The organism is Blastococcus saxobsidens (assembly GCF_002938435.1).
Classification (GTDB): domain Bacteria; phylum Actinomycetota; class Actinomycetes; order Mycobacteriales; family Geodermatophilaceae; genus Blastococcus; species Blastococcus saxobsidens.
In genome coordinates, this window is record NZ_POQT01000003.1 from 192,922 (window position 1) to 212,828 (window position 19,907).

Annotated in this window: 17 protein-coding genes; 14 read left to right on the top strand and 3 right to left on the bottom strand. The window is 75.7% G+C overall.

The window, feature by feature from the left end:
* Positions 1-30 precede the first annotated feature (30 nt).
* The 5 genes from C5507_RS03220 (at position 31) to C5507_RS03235 (ending at position 5,861) form a co-directional block, all read left to right on the top strand.
* Complete coding sequence (locus C5507_RS03220) at positions 31-1,113, top strand: isocitrate/isopropylmalate dehydrogenase family protein (protein ID WP_207225900.1); 1,083 nt, start codon at positions 31-33, stop codon at positions 1,111-1,113.
* A gap of 318 nt (positions 1,114-1,431) precedes the next feature.
* Entirely contained in the window at positions 1,432-1,602 is a 171-nt protein-coding gene (locus C5507_RS22085; protein WP_158657493.1) for a hypothetical protein, read from the top strand.
* The gene (locus C5507_RS03225; protein ID WP_104527083.1) at positions 1,602-3,068 is read left to right on the top strand and encodes a purine-cytosine permease family protein; all 1,467 of its coding nucleotides are present in this window, start codon (positions 1,602-1,604) and stop codon (positions 3,066-3,068) included. Before C5507_RS22085 ends, C5507_RS03225 begins: the two co-directional genes overlap by 1 nt.
* Positions 3,068-4,174: an alcohol dehydrogenase catalytic domain-containing protein gene (locus C5507_RS03230; protein WP_104527084.1), complete on the top strand. Its 1,107-nt coding sequence runs from the start codon at positions 3,068-3,070 to the stop codon at positions 4,172-4,174. Before C5507_RS03225 ends, C5507_RS03230 begins: the two co-directional genes overlap by 1 nt.
* Before the next feature lie 4 nt (positions 4,175-4,178).
* Complete coding sequence (locus tag C5507_RS03235; RefSeq protein ID WP_104527085.1) at positions 4,179-5,861, top strand: nitrilase-related carbon-nitrogen hydrolase; 1,683 nt, start codon at positions 4,179-4,181, stop codon at positions 5,859-5,861.
* Between the two features lie 10 nt (positions 5,862-5,871).
* On the opposite strand, the gene C5507_RS03240 is transcribed toward C5507_RS03235, so the two are convergent.
* Positions 5,872-7,149 (bottom strand): alpha-hydroxy-acid oxidizing protein, encoded by a 1,278-nt coding sequence (locus tag C5507_RS03240; protein WP_104527086.1) that lies wholly within the window; start codon positions 7,147-7,149, stop codon positions 5,872-5,874.
* 282 nt (positions 7,150-7,431) lie between these two features.
* Here C5507_RS03240 and C5507_RS22090 point away from each other — a divergent pair, with 282 nt between their 5' ends.
* From C5507_RS22090 to C5507_RS03285, 9 genes are all read left to right on the top strand, one after another.
* A complete protein-coding gene (locus tag C5507_RS22090; protein WP_158657494.1) occupies positions 7,432-8,460 on the top strand; it encodes a hypothetical protein in 1,029 nt (342 codons plus the stop codon).
* Positions 8,461-8,500: 40 nt separating this feature from the next.
* Positions 8,501-9,001 carry a MarR family winged helix-turn-helix transcriptional regulator gene (locus C5507_RS03250; protein ID WP_104527087.1) on the top strand — a complete coding sequence of 167 codons (501 nt, stop codon included), beginning with the start codon at positions 8,501-8,503 and terminating at the stop codon, positions 8,999-9,001.
* Positions 9,002-9,110: 109 nt separating this feature from the next.
* On the top strand, positions 9,111-10,601 hold the full coding sequence (locus C5507_RS03255; protein ID WP_104527127.1) for an HAD-IIIA family hydrolase: 1,491 nt from the start codon (positions 9,111-9,113) through the stop codon (positions 10,599-10,601).
* Entirely contained in the window at positions 10,598-11,689 is a 1,092-nt protein-coding gene (locus tag C5507_RS03260) for a glycosyltransferase family 9 protein (protein ID WP_104527126.1), read from the top strand. Before C5507_RS03255 ends, C5507_RS03260 begins: the two co-directional genes overlap by 4 nt.
* A complete protein-coding gene (locus tag C5507_RS03265) occupies positions 11,686-12,666 on the top strand; it encodes a glycosyltransferase (protein ID WP_104527088.1) in 981 nt (326 codons plus the stop codon). Before C5507_RS03260 ends, C5507_RS03265 begins: the two co-directional genes overlap by 4 nt.
* Before the next feature lie 52 nt (positions 12,667-12,718).
* Complete coding sequence (locus C5507_RS03270; RefSeq protein WP_104527089.1) at positions 12,719-13,933, top strand: glycosyltransferase; 1,215 nt, start codon at positions 12,719-12,721, stop codon at positions 13,931-13,933.
* A 52-nt stretch (positions 13,934-13,985) separates the two neighbouring features.
* Positions 13,986-14,711 carry a D-sedoheptulose-7-phosphate isomerase gene (locus tag C5507_RS03275; protein WP_242611290.1) on the top strand — a complete coding sequence of 242 codons (726 nt, stop codon included), beginning with the start codon at positions 13,986-13,988 and terminating at the stop codon, positions 14,709-14,711.
* On the top strand, positions 14,708-16,093 hold the full coding sequence (gene rfaE2, locus C5507_RS03280; protein ID WP_104527090.1) for a D-glycero-beta-D-manno-heptose 1-phosphate adenylyltransferase: 1,386 nt from the start codon (positions 14,708-14,710) through the stop codon (positions 16,091-16,093). The genes C5507_RS03275 and rfaE2 overlap by 4 nt, the downstream gene beginning before the upstream one ends.
* 77 nt (positions 16,094-16,170) lie before the next feature.
* A complete protein-coding gene (locus C5507_RS03285) occupies positions 16,171-17,106 on the top strand; it encodes a glycosyltransferase family 9 protein (protein WP_242611291.1) in 936 nt (311 codons plus the stop codon).
* Between the two features lie 18 nt (positions 17,107-17,124).
* On the opposite strand, the gene C5507_RS03290 is transcribed toward C5507_RS03285, so the two are convergent.
* The gene (locus C5507_RS03290; protein ID WP_242611292.1) at positions 17,125-18,717 is read right to left on the bottom strand and encodes a substrate-binding domain-containing protein; all 1,593 of its coding nucleotides are present in this window, start codon (positions 18,715-18,717) and stop codon (positions 17,125-17,127) included.
* Between the two features lie 194 nt (positions 18,718-18,911).
* Entirely contained in the window at positions 18,912-19,901 is a 990-nt protein-coding gene (locus tag C5507_RS03295; protein ID WP_104527092.1) for a UDP-glucuronic acid decarboxylase family protein, read from the bottom strand.
* Between the last annotated feature and the right edge of the window lie 6 nt (positions 19,902-19,907).

Below are 19,907 nucleotides of genomic sequence, written 5' to 3' on the forward strand. Positions count from 1 at the left end.
CGCGCCCCATCCATGAGCAAAGGTGTTCCCTTGACGAACGACATGCACTTGACCCTCGGCGTGCTCGAGGGCGACGACATCGGCCACGAGATCGTGCCGGCGTCGGTGGAGATCGCCTCGGCCGCCGCCGAGCGCGCGGGGCTGCGGATCGACTGGCGGCACCTGCCCATCGGGCGGCGCGCGCTGGAGCAGGTCGGGCACACCCTGCCCGAGGGGACGCTGGAGACCCTCGGCACCCTGGACGGCTGGATCCTCGGTCCCATCGGCCACCGCGAGTACCCGAAGGTCCCCGAGGCGATCAACCCGCACCCCATCCTGCGGAAGAGCTTCGACCTGTTCGGCAACGTCCGGCCCACGCGCTCGTTCCCCGACATCGGTTGCTTCTACGACGACATCGACCTGGTGATCGTGCGAGAGAACAACGAGGGCTTCCAGCCCGACCGGAACGTGGTCGCCGGCAGCGGCGAGTTCCGGCCCACCGAGGAGGTCACGATCTCCGTCCGGGTCATCTCCCGCACGGGCAGCCGCAAGGTGGCGGAGGCGGCGCTGGCCATCGCGCAGTCCCGGCCGCGCAAGAAGCTGACCATCGTGCACAAGAACACGGTGTTCAAGCTCGGCTGCGGCATGTTCGTCGAGGAGTGCTACAAGGCCGCGGAGAAGTTCCCCGACGTGGAGGTCGACGAGGTCATCGTCGACACGATGGCCATGCGCCTGCTGCGTGACCCGCAGTCCTTCGACACGGTGGTCACCACCAACATGTTCGGCGACATCCTCACCGACGAGGCGGCCGGCCTCGTCGGCGGGCTCGGCATGGCCCCGGGGCTCAGCGTGGGCCGTGGCGACGTCGCGATGGCCCAGGCCACCCACGGCTCCGCTCCGGACATCGCCGGGAAGGGCATTGCCAACCCCTACGCGATGATCGAGTCCACCCGCATGCTCCTGGAGTGGCTGGGTCGACGCCGCGACATCCCCGAGGCCGTGACGGCGTCGGAGTACATGCTCGCCGGCATCGAGGCCGCGCTCGCCGATCCGGCGACCCGAACCCCGGACATCCGCGGTACCGGCACCCAGCGGGAGATGATCGACGGGATCCTCGCCGGGATCGCCGGCTGACGTTCGCGCACGACGACGCGGCCCCCGGGCCGGGCGCAGGGAGCACCCGGCCCGGGGGCAGCTGACCACACCCCGGTGAGCGGCCGTCCCTGCGTGGGGAACCGACCGGGATTTCGCGCGCATCGTGACTCCAGGAACCACGGGTGCCGATGACCCTCCGGCGCCTCGCGGCGATGGGGGACCGGCGGCAATCGTGCCGGTGTGGAGCGTTCCTGCTGCCACAATGGACAATGCGGCAGGGCTCGGTCGCGACTCGCGCCCCTATCCTCCGGCGACGATCCGCCGTGCACCCGGCGGCCTCAGGAAAGAGGTGGACCGATGGACGACACCGACCGCGCTGTGCGTGACGAGCTCGAACGGCGGCTGGCCGTTCTCGCTGTCGAGGAACGGGAGGCGCCGCAGCCGGCATTCCCCCGCTCGGACATGGTCGCCCTCGTCGCGATCGTCGTCCTCTCGATCGTGCTCGGCCTGATCGTGGGGATCGCCTGATGGCCGCGCACGAGGACGTGAGCCGCGAGGCGACCTTCGGGTCGCTCCCGGTCACGCGCGACGAGCGGGTCTGGAACTTCGCCGACTTCACCTGGGTGAACGTCGGCCTGGCGATCGCCACCTGGGCGTTCCTGGTCGGCGGGGCGACGGCCCTGATGGTGGGCTTCGCCGAGGGCCTGCTCGCCATGCTCATCGGGAACGCGATCGGCGTCGTCATCATGCTGCTGGCCAGCGTGGTGAGCAGCCAGCGCTACGGGGTCGAGCAGTACACGATCCTGCGCAGCGTCTTCGGCTTCGGCGGCGTGGCGCTGATCGTCTTCACGATCATCCTGTTCACCGAGATGGGCTGGTCGTCGCTGCTCAGCGTGATGTTCGGCCGGGCGGTCAGCCAGGTCTCCAACGAGAGCCTGGGCACCTCGATCGACCCGAACGGGCTGGCGGTCACCGCCTTCGCCCTGGTCGCGATCGCCGCCGCGTGGTTCATCCTCGCCAAGGGCCCGCTGACCATCCGGTTCCTCAACCGGATCGTGGCCCCCGGGCTGGCGGTCCTCACGGTCGGCATGATCGTGCTGCTCTTCACCGAGACCAGCTGGTCGGAGCTGATGGACGCGGCGCCGTTGGCGCCGTTCGAGGACGACGCGCTCAACTTCGCGATCGCCGTGGAGTTCAACCTCGGCGTCGGCTTCTCGTGGTGGCCGGTCATGGGCAGCCTCGCCCGGCTGACCACGACGCCACGCGCGGCCATGTGGCCGGCCTTCATCGGCCTCTTCGGCGCCACCATCCTGGCGCAGGTGGTCGGCATGGCCGCCGCGCTCACCCTCACCGACTCCGACCCGACGGTGTGGATGGTGCCGCTCGGGGGTGCCTGGCTCGGCGTGCTGGCCCTGCTGTTCGTGGCCTTCGCGAACCTGACGAGCCTGGCCTCGATCGTGTACTCGACGTGCCTGGCGCTGCGGCAGGCAGGTGGCCGGTTCCTCACCGGGGTGCCGTGGCCGTGGCTGTGCGGCGGCTTCTTCGTGCTGCCGGCCGTCCTGGCGTTCTTCCCGGGTCTCCTCTACGACCAGTTCCTGCTGTTCGTGCTGTGGACCGGCGCCTTCCTGGCCGCGATCTGCGGCACGGTCATCGCGGACTACTTCGTGCTCCGCAACCAGCGGATCGACCTGCGCGGCCTCTACGGCCGCGGGTCCGCCAGCCCGTACCACTTCACCGGCGGGTTCAACGTCGCCGCGCTGGTGTCGGTCGGGCTGGGGGCGCTGACCTTCATCCTGCTCTACAACCCGATCACCCTCGAGACCCGCGGGGCCTTCACGTTGCTGACCGCATCGGTGCCCGCGGTGGTGGTGGCCGGCGTCGTGCACGTCCTCCTCACGGTGCTGCTCGTCCGCCGGGCGGGCCAGGGGGGCTACGACGCCGCTCCCGGCGCGCAGCCGGCGGCCGGGACGGCGCAGCAGGACCGGGTGCTCTGATGGCGCGGACCGCACGCGCCGCCGTCCACGACGGCACCGGTGACCGGTTGGAGATCCGGCCGGTCACCGTTGCCGACCCGGGGCCCGGGGAGGTGCTCGTCCGTCTCGGTGCCTCCGGTGTCTGCGGGTCCGACCGGCACGTCCTGGACGGCGAGTGGCACCTGCCGTCGCCGACCGTCATGGGGCACGAGGGGGCTGGCGTCGTCGAGGCGATCGGCCCCGGCGTGCGGGACGTCGCGGTCGGCGACCACGTCGTGCTCTCCTGGTACTACCCGTGCCGGCGCTGCCGGGCCTGCGCGCAGGGCAAGGCGTGGGCCTGCACCGGCACCCGGTCCGGGGAGTGCCTCCTGCCCGACGGCACCACCCGGCTGACCGGTGAGGACGGCGGAACGCTCTACCCGTACCTCGCCGTCGGCACGATGAGCGAGTACACCGTCGTCGCGGAGTCGGCCGCCGTCGCGATCCCGAAGGAGGTGCCCTTCGAGGTCGCCAGCCTGATCGGCTGCTCGATCACGACGGGGGTCGGCGCGGTGGTCAACAACGCGCAGGTGCCGGCCGGGGCCTCGGCCGTGGTGCTCGGCTGCGGCGGGGTGGGCCTGGCCGTGGTCATGGGGCTGGCGCTCGTCGGCGCCAGTCCGATCATCGCCGTCGACACCAGCGAGGCCAAGCTCGATGCCGCGCGCTCCTTCGGCGCCACGCACACCGTGCGGGCGGCCGGCGACGACGTCGCGGCCCGGGTGCACGAGATCACCGGCGGTGGCGCGGACTTCGCGTTCGAGGTCATCGGGCGCACCGAGACGATCGAGCAGGTCCCCGGCCTGCTGGCCACCGCGGGCACGGGCGTGCTCGTCGGCCTGCCGGGCGAGGGGCAGAAGGCGGCCATCGACGTCCTCGAGCTCGCGGAGGCGGGCAAGACGCTGGTGGGATCCAACTACGGGGGAGCGGTGCCCAGCATCGACTTCCCCCGGCTGGCCCGGCTCTACCTCGAGGGCAAGCTCCCCCTGGACCGGCTGATCTCCGACCGGGTCCGGCTGGACGAGGTCAACGAGGCGTTCGACGCGATGCGGGCCGGGGAGCGGACCCGCAGCGTCATCGTGTTCGACTGAGGACGTGGACCGCCACCCCGTCGTCGCCGCCCTGCAGCTGGTCGCCGGCCGCGGCGACAAGGAGGCCAACCTCGAGGCGATCGAGGAGCTCACCGCCGCGGCGGCGCGCGACGGGGCGGTCGTGGTCGTCGCCCCGGAGATGGCCGTCACCGGCTACTGCTGGCCGGACGAGGACGAGGTGCGTGCCCTCGCCGAGCCCCTCGGCGGCCCGGCGGTGCAGCGGCTCACGGCGCTCGCCCGGCGCACGGGTGTCTGGGTCGTCGCCGGGCTGCCCGAGGTGGACGCCGACCTCGGCACCCTGCACAACAGCTGCGTGCTCGTCGGCCCGGAGGGCCTGCAGGGTGCCTACCGCAAGATCCACCCGTTCCTGGCCGACCCCTTCTGGGCCGTCGACGGCAACGCCGTGCCGCCGGTCTGGAACACCCCCGCCGGGCGGGTGAGCCCGATGATCTGCGCCGACCTCGACTACCCGGAGATGGCCCGCTTCGCCGCCCTGGCCGGGGCCGACTGGGCCGCGGTGCCCACCGCCTGGGTCGACGAGCCCGGCCCCAGCGCCACCTGGCGGCTGCGCGCCTGGGAGAACGCGTTGCCCATGGTGGTGGCCGACATGGCCGGTGCCGAGCTGGGCGTCCAGTTCAGCGGCGGCAGCGCCGTCCTGGACCACCGCGGCGGGGTGCTCTCCTCCCGGGACGCCGGACCGGGCCACGTGGTGGCGACCCTGGACCTCGACGCCGCGGCGCGGGCCCGGACGGAGCTGCTCGGCAGGCGCCGTCCTGCCGAGTACCGGCCGCTGGCGTTGAGCAGGCGGTGGCCACGGCGCTCCGTCGACAGCCTGTTCGGCGCGGCCCCGACGGAGGACCGGGTGGTCACGGCCGTCCTGTCGGCCGTCCCCGGGAAGGTGCCCGTGATCCCCGAGGGCGTCGGGCTGGCCGTGCTCCCGGCCTTCCACCTGTGCGGCGGAGCACCGCAGGGGCGCGCGGCCGCCGAGGCGGCCGCCGTCGCCTGGCCCGCTGCGCTGCAGCGCCTGCGCGAACTGGCCGCCGCCGGGGCGTGCGAGGTGGTGACCTCGCTGGTGGAGGCCGGAGACGGCGGAGTGCTGCACCACACCGTCGTCGCCGTCGCGCCGGATGGGGAGCCGGTGCGTCACCGGGTCACCCACCTCGGCCGGCACGCGTCCTGGGCGACCCCGGGCGCCGGGTCCGACCGGCCCGTTCCGCGGCCGTGGGGCCGCCTCGCCCTGCTCGCCGGCGAGGAGCTGGAGGCCTTCGAGCCCTCGCGCGTGCTCGCCGTGCACGACGCCGACGTGATCGCCGTCCCCGCCGCCGTCGACTGGCCGTGGCCGGTGGCCTTCGCCGGCTCCGAGGTGCCGCTCGGGGCAGAGCTGCAGGCGCCCGACCCCTGCTTCGCCCACCCGGCGCGGCTGCGCGCGGGCGACTCGCACGTCTGGATCGCGCTCGCCAACGCCGAGCCGGCAGGGCCCGGGCACGGTGTCCCCGGAGGCGTCTTCGCCCCCGATCACGTCCGCGTGCCCCGTGCCGAGGTGCTCGCCCGGGCGGAGGGCTGGACCGTCCTGGGCTGCGCCACCCGGGCTCCCGACGACCTCGGGCGGACCTGCGAGGACAAGCCGCAGCTGGTGCGCCGTCGGACGGACCTCCTGGCCGGTGCGCTGCTGACGTCGAGGGCCTGAGCCGCCGGGCTCACACCCGGCGCAGGATGTCCGGGCTCAGCTGGTCGACGGCGGTGTGCCCGGTCAGCCCGAGCGTCAGGTCGAACTCGCCGACGACGTCCTCGACGACCTGGCGGACGCCCTGCTCGCCGGCCAGCGCCAGGCCCCAGGCGAACGGGCGGCCCAGCAGCACCGCCGTGGCCCCGAGCGCCACCGCGGTGAACACGTCGGCGCCGCTGCGGATGCCACTGTCCAGCAGCACCGGTACCCGCCCGGCGACGGCGCCGAGCACCTCCGGCAGCGCGTCCAGCGCGGCGATCGAGCGATCCACCTGCCGGCCGCCGTGGGTGCTGACGACGAGGCCGTCCATGCCCTCGTCGAGCGCGCGGCGGGCGTCATCGGGGTGCAGCACGCCCTTGAGCAGGATCGGCAGCCGCGTGCGCGAGCGCAGCCAGGCCAGGTCGTCCCAGCTGATCGACGGTCGCGAGTAGATGGACAGGAACGTCTCGACGGCGGCCCGCGGCAGCGGCGAGCGCAGGTTGTCCCGGAAGCTGCCGGGCCACGCCCGGGCCATCGAGACCAGCGCCTTCACCGCGGCGGGCGTCGGGCGCGGCTGGGCCTGCTCCGGGCCCGGGGCCGCGGCCCGCTCCTCGACGAGCCGGCGGAACACCGGGTCGGAGGTGTACTGGGCGATCCCCTTGCCCAGGGCGAAGGGCAGGTGGCCCAGGTCCAGGTCGCGCGGGCGCCAGCCGAGCATGGTCGTGTCGAGGGTGACCACCAGGGCGTCGCAGCCGGCGGCCTCCGCGCGGCGGACCAGGCTCTCCACCAGCTCGTCGGAGGTGGACCAGTACAGCTGGAACCACCGGGGCGCGTCGCCCATCACGGCCGCGCAGTCCTCCATCGACGCCGAGCCCTGGTTGGAGAAGACCATGGGGACGCCGGTGGCCGCGGCGGCCCGGGCGACCGCGACGTCGGCCTCGGGGTGGACCAGTTCCAGCGCGCCCACCGGCCCGAGCAGCAACGGCGCGGGCAGCCGGCGGCCGAACAGCTCGACGGAGGTGTCGCGGGCGCTGGCGTCGCGCAGCACGCGCGGGACGACCGCCCACTTGTCGAACGCCGCCCGGTTGGCCCGCTGCGTGACCTCGTCGCCGGCACCACCGGCCACGTAGGCGTACGCCCGGGCGTCGAGGGCGCGCTCGGCCCGCTCCTGCAGCCGGCGGATGCCGACCGGGACCGAGGGGGAGCGGCCGAACACCCCCGCCCGGTACACCTCGTTCTGCCGCCGCCGTCCCGCGCCCGCTCCGTCCACGCGGCCACCGTAGTGATCGCGATCTCATCGTGGCCGCCGGGTGGCCGGATCATGGCCGGCTGATGACTCCCACCGGACGGATCCGGGACGAATTCGCAACACGCCGCGCGACACGCACGACACGCGCGTAACGGGCTAGCAACGAAGCGTCACACCAGTCATCATCTGAAACTCCAGTGCATCGGTTGGGGGGCAGCGCTGACGAGCAGTTTCGAGCGGAACGCCGGGCCGACGTGGACCACGTCGGCGCGGTCGGCCCGCGGCGCGCTCTCCGCCGGTGTCGTGACCGGCCTCCTCACCGTGCTGCTGGCGGGAAGCGTGGCCCTGGCCGCCCCCGCCACCGCGATCGGGGACCCCACCCGCCCGGACTCCCGGGTCACCCACGGACCGAGCTGCCGCCCGGGCGGGATCGTCGTCGAGGTGGTCGCCGGCACCTCCTCGTACAGCGTGCGGCTGTCGACCACCCGGCAGCCCGCGGGTGAGGACGAGGTCACCCTGGCTCCCGGCGCCTCCGCCGTGCTCCGGACGGGTGACGTGGCCCCCGGCGAGACGATCGACCCGCGGCTGGAGTTCACCGCCCTCGACGGCTCGGGCGCCACCTACGTCGACGAGCTCGAGGACTACACGCTCACCCGCCCGACGACGGAGGACTGCGAGGCGGCGACGTCCCCGCCGCCGGCGCCCCCGGCTCCCTCGGCCACCGTGCAGCCCGGCAGCCCGAGCCCCTCCCGGACGAGCCCGCGGCCCCCGGCCACGACGCCGCCGAGCAGCACGGGGAGCACGACCGCCGGCAGCACGACCACCGGCACCGCCACCACGAGCGCCACCCCGTCGCGGACGACGAACGGGACCGCCCCCTCCCGCACGTCCGGCGCCGTGCCGACCGTGGACGGGCCGGGCCGCGGGGACGGGCAGGCCGTGGTCCCCGGGGGCACGGTCTCGCTGACCGGCGCCGGCTTCCTGCCCGGCGAGCGGGTCGAGGTCCTGCTGCACGGCACGGACATGGTCCTGGCCACGGCCACCGCGGGGACCGACGGCCACGTGCACGTCGACGTGCTCATCCCCCCGGAGGCGACGCTCGGGCCGGCCACCCTCGACCTCGTCGGGGTGGACTCGGCGCAGTCCGCCGGGGTGCGTCTGCAGGTCGCCGCCGCCGAGCAGGCGGTGGACCCGGCGCCGCGGGGAGCGGTGTCGCTGGCCTCCCTCGTCGCGGCCGCGACGGCGCTGGTGCTCACCGCGGCCGCGCTGGTCTCGGTCGCCGGGAGCCGGCACGCCGAGCGTCGCGGGCACACCGGGCCGCGCACTTCCTGACGGCGGTTTCGCGGTTCCCCGATCAGGGGACGAAGGGCCCGTGCAACGGTCCGAGGACGCGCTCGCGAGTGGTGTCCCTCGGGACGCCACCAGTCTTCCCGGAGTCGCTCCCCGCCCCGCCGAGACGTGGCTGCGCATCGTGCAGGTGCACGACCGCATCACCCGGCGGGTCGACTCGGCTCTCCACCGCCACCACGACCTCTCGCTCACCGGGTTCGAGGCGCTGCGGCGCATCGCCGAGTCACCGGGTGAACGGGCCTCGATGGGTGACGTCGCCGACGCCGTCGGCCTGTCCCGTCCCGGCGTGACCAGCACGATCACCCGGCTGGTCGAGCAGGGGCTGGTCGTGCGGGAGCGGGCGGGCCGCGACCGGCGGCTGCTGCACGCCACGCTGACCCCGGCCGGCCGGGAGCGGGTCGAGGCGGCCGCCGTCACGCACGACGAGCTGGTCGCCCACCTGCTGACCATGCTCGGCGACGACGCCGTGCTGGTCACCGACGCCCTGGCCCGCGTCTCCGCGGCCACCCGCGACCGCCGCTAGGGCCCGGTCGAGGCGCCCGCGCGCCGTCGACCAGGGGCGCCGCCGGTCGCGCCGCGGACGCTTCAAGCCCGTAGTGTTTCGCCGTTCCGAGATCGGGCAGGACGCGATCATGCTCGCGCAGGTGACAGTGGTCGTGCCGACGATCGGGCGTCCGTCGCTCGACGCGCTGCTCGACGAGCTGGCGGCCGCGCCCGGGCCGCGCCCGGCCGAGCTGATCCTGGTCGACGACCGTCCCGCGGGTCAGCCGCTGCAGCCGGACCGTCCCGGGCTCCCGCCCGTCCGCGTGGTGCGCACCGGCGGCGGCGGACCGGCCCGCGCCCGGAACCTGGGCTGGCGCAGCGCGCGCACCGGGTGGATCGCTTTCCTCGACGACGACGTCGTGCCCGACCGCGACTGGTACTCCCGGCTGGAGGTCGATCTGGCCGGCCTGCCGGCCGGCGTCGCCGGCAGCCAGGGCCGGGTGCGCGTCCCGCTGCCGGAGCACCGCCGGCCCACCGACTGGGAGCGCGGCACCGCCGGCCTGGCCACCTCCAGCTGGATCACCGCCGACCTCGCCTACCGCCGCGCCGCCCTGGCCGCGGTCGGCGGCTTCGACGAGCGCTTCCCCCGGGCGTTCCGCGAGGACTCCGACCTCGCCCTGCGGGTCATGGACACCGGCTCGAGGCTCGTCCGGGGCGAGCGGTGGATCACCCACCCCGTCCGGCCGGCCGACCGCTGGGTCAGCGTGCGCGTCCAGGCCGGGAACGCCGACGACGTCCTGATGCGCCGGCTGCACGGGCCCGACTGGCGCGACCGGGCCGACGCCGCGCTCGGCCGCCGTCCGCAGCACACGGCGGTCACCGCCGCGGCGCTGGCCGCCGTCGGCCTGGCCGCGGCCGGACGGCCGCGCGCGGCGCTGGCCGCCGCGGCCGCCTGGGTGGCCGGCACCGGTGAGTTCGCCTGGCGGCGGATCGCGCCGGGGCCGCGCGACCGTGCCGAGGTCACCACGATGCTGGCCACCAGTGCGCTCATCCCGCCGCTGGCCACCTGGCACTGGCTGAAGGGCGTGGTGCGGCACGTCGGCGTCCGCCGCTGGAGGGGCCTGCCCGACCTCGTGCTGTTCGACCGCGACGGCACCCTCGTGCACGACTACCCCTACAACGGCGACCCCGAGTGGGTCCGCCCGGTGGACGGCGCCCGGGAGGCGCTGGACGCGCTGCGCGCCCGCGGTGTGAAGGTCGGGGTCGTCAGCAACCAGTCGGGCGTGGCCCGCGGGCTGATCACGACCGACCAGGTGGACGCGTGCATGAAGCGGCTCGACGAGCTGGTCGGCCCGTTCGACACCGTGCAGTACTGCCCGCACGGCCCCGACGACGGCTGCGACTGCCGCAAGCCCGCCCCCGGGATGGTCACCGCCGCCTGCGCCGAGCTCGGGATCGACCCCGCGCGCTGCGTGGTGATCGGCGACATCGGTGCGGACGTCGAGGCCGCGGCCGCGGCCGGCGCCGTCGGGATCATGGTGCCCACCCCGGTCACCCGCCGCGAGGAGGTCGAAGCCGCACCGCAGCGAGCGGAGGACCTGGCGGAGGCGGTCGGGCGCGTGCTGGCGGGCGCGTGGTGACCGCGCCCCGCCCCCGACGGCGCACCGTCCTCGTCGCGCGGCTGGACAACGCCGGGGACGTGCTGCTCCAGGGCCCGCTGGTCCGCGCGGTGGCCGCCGGGGCCGACCGCGTCGTCCTCCTGGCCGGCCCGGCCGGCGCCGCGGCGGCCGAGCTGCTGCCCGGCGTCGACGAGGTCTGGACCTGGGCCTGCCCCTGGATCCTCGGCGACCCGCCGCCGCTGGACCCTGCCGACCTGGCCGCGCTCACCGAGCGGGTCCGCGACCTGGCGCCCGACGAGGCCCTGGTTTCCACGTCCTTCCACCAGTCGCCCCTGCCCCTGGCCCTGGTGCTCCGCGCGGCCGGCGCGCCGCGCATCTCGGCCATCAGCGTCGACTACCCCGGCTCGCTGCTCGACGTCCGGCACCGGGTCGACGACGACCTGCCCGAGCCGGAGCGCGCCCTCTCGCTCGCCCGGGCGGCCGGCTTCGAGCTGCCCGACGGCGACGACGGACGCCTCGCCGTGCGGCGGCCCCTGCCCCCGGTCACCCACGAGCCGGGCTACGTGGTCGTGCACCCGGGGGCCTCGGTGCCCGCCCGTGCCTGGCCGGCGGAGCGCTGCGCGGAGGCCGTCGAGGCGCTGGCCGACGCCGGCCACCGGGTGCTGGTCACCGGCGGCCCGGCCGAGCGGGAGCTCACCGCGGCCGTCGCCGGTACGCGCGGCTTCGACCTCGGCGGGGCGACCACCCTGGCCGAGATGGCGGCGCTGCTGGACGGGGCCGCCGCGGTCGTCGTCGGCAACACCGGTCCGGCGCACCTGGCCGCCGCCGTCGGCACGCCGGTCGTGTCGCTCTTCGCACCCGTCGTCCCCGCCGCGCGCTGGGCGCCCTACGGCGTGCCCAGCGTGCTCCTCGGTGACCAGCTCGCCCCGTGCCGCGACACCCGGGCCCGCGAGTGCCCGGTGCCCGGCCACCCCTGCCTGACCTCGGTGACGGCGCCGGACGTCGTCGCCGCCGTCGACAAGCTCCTCAGCACGGTCCAGCAGCCGGCCGTTCTCCGATCCCCCGCCGCGGCCCGAGAGGCGGCGGCGAACCTCCAGGGGAGAACGTGAAGATCCTGATCTGGCACGTGCACGGGTCCTGGACGACGTCCTTCGTCCACGGCGAGCACGAATACCTGCTGCCGGTCACCCCGGACCGGGGCCCGGACGGCCTCGGCCGGGCCCGCACCTGGGACTGGCCGGCATCGGCCCGGGAGGTGACACCCGAGCAGCTGCGCGACGAGCACGTCGACGTCGTCGTGCTGCAGCGCCGCCGGGACCTCGAGCTGGTGCGCGAGTGGCTGGGCCGCGAGCCCGGCCGCGACCTGCCGGCGGTCTTCCTCGAGCACAACGCCCCGGGGCTGGAGCCGGGTGACGGGCCGGTGCCGCACACCCGGCACCCGATGGCCGACCGGGCCGAGATCCCGATCGCGCACGTGACCTCGTTCAACGAGCTGTTCTACGACAACGGCCGGGCCCCGACGACGGTCATCGAGCACGGCATCGTCGACCCCGGCGAGCGCTACACCGGCGAGCTGGCACGTGCCGCCGTCGTCACCAACGAGCCGGTGCGCCGCGGCCGCACCGTGGGTGCGGACCTGCTCCCCGGGCTGGCCGCGGCCGCCCCCGTCGACGTGTTCGGGATGGGCCTGGCCGGTCTGCACGAGCAGTACGGCCTGGACCCCGACCGGGTCGCGCTGCACGACGACCCGCCGCAGGCCGCCATGCACACGGAGCTGGCCCGCCGCCGGGTCTACGTGCACCCGGTCCGCTGGACCTCCCTCGGGCTGTCGTTGCTGGAGGCCATGCACCTGGGCATGCCGGTCGTCGGGCTGGCCACCACCGAGGCCGTGGAGGCCGTCCCCGCCGAGGCCGGGGTGCTCTCCACCCGGCCCGAACGGCTGTGGGGGGCCGTGCGGCACTTCCTGGCCGACGAGGACGCCGCCCGGCTGGCCGGGAAGGCTGCCCGCGCGGCGGCCCTGGAGCGGTACGGGCTGGACCGCTTCCTGCGCGACTGGGACCGCCTCCTCCAGGAGGTGACCCGGTGATGTGCCCGGCAGTCCGGCGAAGCCGGTCCGCTCCTGCACCGGAGGTGGGTCGATGAGGATCGATCTGGTGTCCGAGCACGCCAGCCCGCTCGCCGCCATCGGCGGTGTCGACGCCGGTGGGCAGAACGTGCACGTCGCGGCCCTGGCTGCCGGGCTCGCCCGGCGCGGGCACGAGGTCACCGTGCACACCCGCCGCGACGACGAGTCGCTGCCCGAGCGGGTCGTCGTGCAGGACGGCTACAACGTCGTGCACGTGACCGCCGGCCCGCCCGAGCAGCTGCCCAAGGACGAGCTGCTGCAGCACATGCCCGCCTTCGCGCGGGTGCTGCGGCACGGCTGGGCGGCGGCCCGGCCCGACGTCGTGCACGCCCACTTCTGGATGAGCGGCCTGGCGTCGGTCGAGGCCTCGGCCAGCCTGCTGCAGCCGGTGCCGGTGCTGCAGACCTTCCACGCGCTCGGCTCGGTCAAGCGGCGCCACCAGGGCGACGCCGACACCTCGCCGGCCGAGCGCGTCGACCTCGAGCGCGGGCTCTGCCGCGACGTCGGCCACGTCGTGGCCACCTGCTCCGACGAGGTGTTCGAGCTGCGCCGCCTGGGGCTGCCCAGCGACCGCGTCTCGATCGTGCCCTGCGGCGTCGACACGTCGGTCTTCACGCCGCGCGGCCCGGTCGCCCCGCGCGGGGACCGGAAGCGGCTGCTGGTGCTGGGCCGGCTGGTCGAGCGCAAGGGCCAGGACGACGCCGTGCGGGCGCTGCGGGCGGTGCCCGACGCCGAGCTCGTCGTCGTCGGCGGGCCCGCGCCCGACGCGATCGACGCCGATCCGGAGGTGCGGCGGTTGCGCGGCATCGCCGCCGAGGCGGGCGTGGCCGACCGGCTGGTGTTCGCCGGCTCGGTCGCGCGGGCCGACGTCCCGGCGTGGGTGCGCTCGGCCGACGTCGTGCTGGCCGTGCCCTGGTACGAGCCGTTCGGCATCACCCCGCTGGAGGCCATGGCCTGCGGGCGTCCCGTCGTGGCCACCGCGGTCGGTGGCCTGCAGGACACCGTCGCCGACGGCGTCACCGGCGACCTCGTCCCCCCGCGGGACCCGGCCCGCCTGGGCGAGGTGCTCGCCGCGCTCCTGGCCGACGACGAGCGCCGTGCCGCCTACGGCGCGGCCGGTGTGCGTCGCGCCCGGGCCCGCTACCGCTGGGACCGCGTCGTCGCCGACACCGAAACCGTCTACCGGCAGGTCCTCGCCCGCCGCCGTCCCGTGGAGGTCGCAAGGTGAAGTGCTCGACAGCACGGCGCAGCCGTTCAGTTCCTGCACCGGAGGTGGGTCGATGAGCATCCCCCCGCACTCCTTCCGGGAGAACGTGGTCGCGCAGGCCCCGGCGCCCCAGGGGCGGGCGCAGGGGGCGGCTGCCGCCTTCCCGATGCCGGACACCTGCACGCACCTCACCGGTGCCGACCACGTCGCGTCGCTGACCGCGGCGCTCGGCTCGCTGGACGCCCAGCTGCCGGCGCTGGACCGCTGGGGTCGGCTGGCCGCCGAGGTGCTCTGCGGTCCCGGGCGCGGGCGGCTGCTCGCCGCCGGCAACGGGGGCAGCGCCGCGCAGGCCCAGCACCTCACCGCCGAGCTGGTCGGCCGCTACCGCGCGGACCGGCCCCCGTTCTCGGCGATCTGCCTGACCGCCGAGACGTCCTCGCTGACCGCGATCGCCAACGACTACCCGGCCGACGAGCTGTTCGCCCGCCAGGTGGAGGCGCACGGCCGCGAGGGCGACGTCCTCGTCCTGCTCTCCACCTCCGGGCGCTCGCCGAACGCCGTCGCCGCGGCCCGCCGGGCCCGCGAGTGCGGCATCACCGTGCTGGCGATGACCGGCCCGGCGCCCAATCCGCTGGCCGCCGTGGCCGACGACGCCGTCGCCATCGACTCGCCGTGGACGGCCACCGTGCAGGAGTGCCACCTCGTCGCGCTGCACCTGCTCTGCGCCGCGTTCGACGAGGCGGTGCTCGCCGAGCCGGCCCGCGTGCCGACCGGCCCGTCGTTCGAGGCGGCGACGTGAGCGCCCGGCCGCTGGTCGTCGTCGGCGACGCGCTGCTCGACGTCGACCTGGTCGGGAGCGCGTCCCGGCTCACCCCCGACGCGCCCGTGCCGGTGGTCGAGGACATCGAGCGCCGCGAGCGTCCCGGCGGGGCGGCGCTGGCCGCGGTGATCGCGGCGGCGGCAGGATCCCGCGAGGTCGTGCTCGTCGCCCCGATCGACTCCGACGACGGGGCCGCCCGCCTGCGCGAGCTGCTCGCCGGCCGGGTCCGGCTGATCGCGATCCCGGCCGGCGGGGGCACCGCGGTCAAGCAGCGGGTGCGCGTGGGGGACCACTCCGTCGCACGGCTGGACAGCGGTGCGCCGGTCGCCACGCTGGGCCCGCTGCCGGCCGAGGCGGCCGAGGCGATCCGGGACGCGGCAGCGGTGCTCGTCGCCGACTACGGCCGGGGGACGACGGCCGCGGCCGACGTCCGCGAGGCGCTCGGCGCCGCCCGTGGGCCGGTCGTCTGGGATCCGCACCCGCGCGGCGCCGACCCGGTGCCGAACGCCCGGCTGGTGACGCCGAACGGCGCCGAGGCGGCCCGCGTGGCCGCCGACGCCGCCACCGGGAACGGCCTGGCCGCGGTGGGGGCCCGCGCGGAGGCCCTGATCCGGCTGTGGGGCGTCGGCGCGGTCGCCGTCACCCTCGGCTCCCGGGGTGCCCTGCTCTCCTACGGCTCCGGGGCGCCCATGGTCGTGCCGGCGGTGGCGGTGACCGGCGGTGACCCGTGCGGTGCCGGCGACTCGTTCGCCGCCGCCGCCGCGCTGGCGCTGGCCGACGGCGCGGTCACCGGCGAGGCGGTCGCGGCAGCCGTGGCGTTCGCCTCGGCGTTCGTCGCCCGCGGCGGGGCGACGGCGTGGGACGCGGGCGACGCCGCCGGTGCGGCCGGGCGGCCGGACGCCGTCGCCGACACCGGTGCCGAGGGGGTCATCGCCCAGGTGCGGGCGTCCGGCGGCACCGTCGTCGCCACCGGGGGCTGCTTCGACCTGCTGCACCCCGGCCACGTCGCCACGCTCCGCGCCGCCCGCGGCCTCGGGGACTGCCTGGTCGTCTGCATCAACTCCGACGCCTCGGTCCGCCGGCTCAAGGGGCCCTCGCGGCCGCTGGTGACGGCGGGGGACCGGGCGCGCGTGCTCGAGGCCCTGGAGTTCGTCGACGCCGTCGTCGTGTTCGACGAGGACACCCCGGCGGAGGTGCTGGACCGGCTGCGGCCCGACGTGTGGGCCAAGGGCGGCGACTACGCCGGCGCCGACCTGCCCGAGGCCGAGGTGCTGCGCACGTGGGGCGGGCAGGCCGTCGTCCTGCCCTACCTCGACGGGCACTCGACGACCGCACTGGTCGAGCGCTCCCGGGTGTGGTGAAGGACCCCGCTGCCCCCCACGGCTCGCACGCTCGCCGCGAGACCCTGCAGCGGGGCCGTTCCAGGCCCGTCACCGTCGTGCTGCGGCCGCTCGGGCTGGGCGACCTGCTCACCGGCGTCCCTGCGCTCCGCGCGATCCGGGCGGCGGTGCCCGACCACCGGCTGGTGCTCGCCACCACGGCGGCGCTGCGGCCGCTCGCCGAGCTGATCGACGCCGTCGACGAGGTGCTGCCCGCCCGGGAGCTCGAGCCGCTGGCCTGGGACGGCCCCCCGCCGGAGCTCGCCGTCGACCTGCACGGCAAGGGGCCGGCCTCGCACGTGGTGGTCGCCGACCTGCGGCCGCAGCGGCTGCTCACCTTCGGCAGCCCCGGCTATCCCGGGCCGACGTGGTTCCCCGACGAGCACGAGGTGCGGCGCTGGTGCCGGCTGGTCTCCGAGGGGCTGGGCGTCGACGCCGACCCCGACGCCCTCGACCTGGCCGTCCCCGCCGTGCCCCCGCCGGTGCGCGACGTAGCCGTCGTCCACCCCGGGGCGGCCTACCCGGGCCGGCGGTGGCCGCCGGACCGGTTCGCCGCCGTCGCCCGGCACCTGGCGGACGCCGGGCACGACGTCCGGATCACCGGCGGACCCGCCGAGGTCCAGCTCGCGCGGTCGGTCGCCGCGGGGGCAGGGCTGGGCGACGACGCCGTGCTGGCCGGCCGCACGACGTCCCTGGAGCTCGCCGCGGTGGTGGCTTCAGCGCGCGTGGTGGTCTGCGGCGACACCGGCGTCGCCCACCTGGCCACGGCCTACCGGCGTCCGTCGGTGGTGCTGTTCGGGCCGGTGCCGCCCGCGCTGTGGGGTCCGCCCCCACGGGAGCAGCACGTCGTCCTCTGGCACGGCGACGGCACCGGCGACCCCTGGGGCACCGAGCTCGACCCGGCGCTGGCGAGGATCACCGTCGACGAGGTCACCACGGCCCTGGACCGCCTCTTGGCCCCGTCCGGAGGCTCGCCCCGAGCGTGCGAGGGGTGAGAGGGACGGGGTCCTCTTTCAGTCGCGCTGGCGGAGGGCGTCGAAGAGGACGGTCTGCAGGTCGTTCTCGTCGACCGCGGAGTACGCCGCCCCACCGGTCGCCTCGGCGATCTGCTCCAGCGCTGACAGGTCGGCGTCCGGCCCCAGCGCCACGCCGATGACCTTGACCGGCCGGTCGGGGTCGGCCTCCGCAGCCAGCGCGACCAGCAGGTTCTGCAGGCTGATGCCCGCGTCGTCGTCCTCGTTCGTGCCGTCGGTGAGCACCAGCACGCTGTTGACCGCGGTCGGGTCGTAGTCGTCCCGCGCGGCCCGGACGGCGGCCAGCGTGGTGTCGTACAGACCCGTGCCGCCGGGGGTGAGCCGCTCCGGGATGGTGTCGAGCTGGTCGTCGAGCACGTCGCGCTGCGGGGTGCCGCCGACGTCGGCGTCCAGCTCCCGGGTGGGCACCAGCGCCGTCCAGTCCTGCTCACCCTCCAGCTGGTAGGCGAACGCCCACAGGCCGAGCGCGAAGTCGCCCGGCACGAGCGAGAGCGTGCTCTTGGCGGCGTCGCGGGCGAGGGTGGCCCGGGTGCCGTCGCCGACCGGGGCCTTCATGGACGTGGAGACGTCGAACACCGCCAGCAGCCGGGAGGGCGCCGCCAGACTGGACAACCGGGTCAGCAGCGCCTGCACCTGCTGCACGTCCAGGGGCAGCGACGCCGGCATCTGCCCGGCGATGCCGGACTCGCCGCCGGCCCGCGGCGGGGCGCCGCCCTCGGGGCCGCGGAACCCGGCCTCCTGGACGGCTGCCAGCGCGTCCTCGGACCGCAGCCGGCGCACCACGGCCTCCACGGCCGTCTGCTCGGCGCCGGACGCCGCCCCGACCCGGAGCACCGGGTAGTCCAGCGCCGGCGTGCCCTCGGCCGGGTAGACGGCCACCAGGTTGGCCTCGGTCACGCTCTCGTTGGCCGCGTACACCTCCTGCTCGCTCACCGGCACGAGCGGTGCGTCGGCGGCGCCCCCGGTGCCGGTGGCGAGCGCGTCGGCGGGGGAGGGGGCGGTGTTCCGGGCGGCGGACAGCACGGCCTGCACGACCGCGTTGTCGGCCTGCTCGTCCCCGCCCAGGGAGCTCCGGACGGCGGCCAGGGCGGACAGCCCCTCGGCGCTGGCGGCCAGGTCCGGCACGGCCAGCGGACGACCGGTGCCCAGCGCCTGCCCCCACGTCGGTGCCTGGTTGGACCAGCCCAGCTCCTCGACGGCGGCGCGGCTGGTGGCCAGGACGACGGGGGAGACCGCCATCGACCCCATGGGCTGCAGCTCCCCGTACCCGGACCGGGCGGCCCACAGCGAGGAGTCGGGCACCCAGACGTCGGGCAGCGCCGCGGCCTCGAGGGCGCCGAGGGAGCCGGCGGTCTGCACCGGCTCCTGCGCGGTGACGGCGGCCTCGACGCACACGTCGTCGTCGGTCGTGGGGACCTCGGCCAGCAGCTCCTCGGCGAGCCCGCCCAGCTCCGGGGCGACGGTGACGTCGACGGTCACGCGGTCGTCGCAGCCGCGGGTGGTCAGCCACCAGGTGAGCCCGCCGCCCAGCAGCAGCACGACGAGGCCTGCGGCGAGGAGGACGGGGGGCACCGTACGGCGCCGGGCAGTGGGATCGGCGTGGCGGCCCATGCTCGCTCTCTGGATCGACTCGGGGTTGGTGCGGCTCCCCCCGAGCCCGCCCCGTCAGAGTAGAGGGGACGACGAGCCTCTCGGTGTGACGCCGACCACGATCGGTGATCGGCCCTGGTCACACCGCCGTCGGACGGCTGTGTCCGACGGCTGCGTCAGACGGCCCGGGCCTGCTGGGCCGTGCGGTGGGCGGCGAACCACTCGACGGTGCGGCGCAGCCCGTCCTCCGAGGCCACCTGCGGCCGCCAGCCGAGCAGCTCCTGGGCGCGGGTGGTGTCGGGGCGGCGCACCTTCGGGTCGTCGACCGGCAGGTCGATGAAGTCGATCGGTGACGAGGAGCCGGTGAGCTCGACGATCCACTCGGCGAGCCGCAGCATCGACAGCTCGTCGGGGTTGCCGATGTTGATCGGTCCGGGCTGGTCGGAGAAGGCCATCGCCAGGATGCCCGCCACGGTGTCGTCGACGTAGCAGATCGAGCGGGTCTGCGAGCCGTCGCCGGCCACGGTCAGCGGGCGGCCGTCGAGGGCCTGGCTCACGAACGCCGGGATGGCGCGGCCGTCGTCGGCCCGCATGCGGGGACCGTAGGTGTTGAAGATCCGGACGATGCCGGTGTCGGTGCCCTTCGACGTCCGGTAGGCGGTCGTCATCGCCTCGCCGAAGCGCTTCGCCTCGTCGTAGACGCCGCGCGGGCCCACCGGGTTGACGTTGCCCCAGTACTCCTCGGTCTGCGGGTGCTGGAGGGGGTCGCCGTAGACCTCGGAGGTCGAGGCGAGGACGTACCGGGCCCGCTTCTCGTGCGCGAGGCCGAGCGTGTGCAGGGTGCCGAGGCTGCCGACCTTGAGCGTCTCGATCGGCATCTTCAGGTAGTCGATCGGGCTGGCGGGGGAGGCGAAGTGCAGGACCAGGTCGACCGGGCCGGGGACGTGCACGAACTCGCTCACGTCGCAGCGCACGAGCCGGAAACCGGGGTGCTCCATCAGGTGCAGCACGTTGTCGGGTGAACCGGTGAGGAAGTTGTCGAGGCAGACGACCTCGACGCCGCGCTCGAGCAGCTGCTCGCAGAGGTGGGAGCCGAGGAAGCCGGCCCCTCCGGTGACGACCGCCCGGCGGATCGTGCGTGCCTCGCGTACCGGTCCGGTCACCATCGCTGC

Excerpts from the sequence above, each read along its gene's own strand:
- C5507_RS22085 (WP_158657493.1), top strand. The coding sequence starts at position 1,432 with ATGGACGACACCGACCGCGCTGTGCGTGACGAGCTCGAACGGCGGCTG.
- C5507_RS03225 (WP_104527083.1), top strand. The coding sequence starts at position 1,602 with ATGGCCGCGCACGAGGACGTGAGCCGCGAGGCGACCTTCGGGTCGCTC.
- C5507_RS03230 (WP_104527084.1), top strand. The coding sequence starts at position 3,068 with ATGGCGCGGACCGCACGCGCCGCCGTCCACGACGGCACCGGTGACCGG.
- C5507_RS03255 (WP_104527127.1), top strand. The coding sequence starts at position 9,111 with ATGCTCGCGCAGGTGACAGTGGTCGTGCCGACGATCGGGCGTCCGTCG.
- C5507_RS03270 (WP_104527089.1), top strand. The coding sequence starts at position 12,719 with ATGAGGATCGATCTGGTGTCCGAGCACGCCAGCCCGCTCGCCGCCATC.
- C5507_RS03275 (WP_242611290.1), top strand. The coding sequence starts at position 13,986 with ATGAGCATCCCCCCGCACTCCTTCCGGGAGAACGTGGTCGCGCAGGCC.
- C5507_RS03295 (WP_104527092.1), bottom strand. The coding sequence starts at position 19,901 with ATGGTGACCGGACCGGTACGCGAGGCACGCACGATCCGCCGGGCGGTC.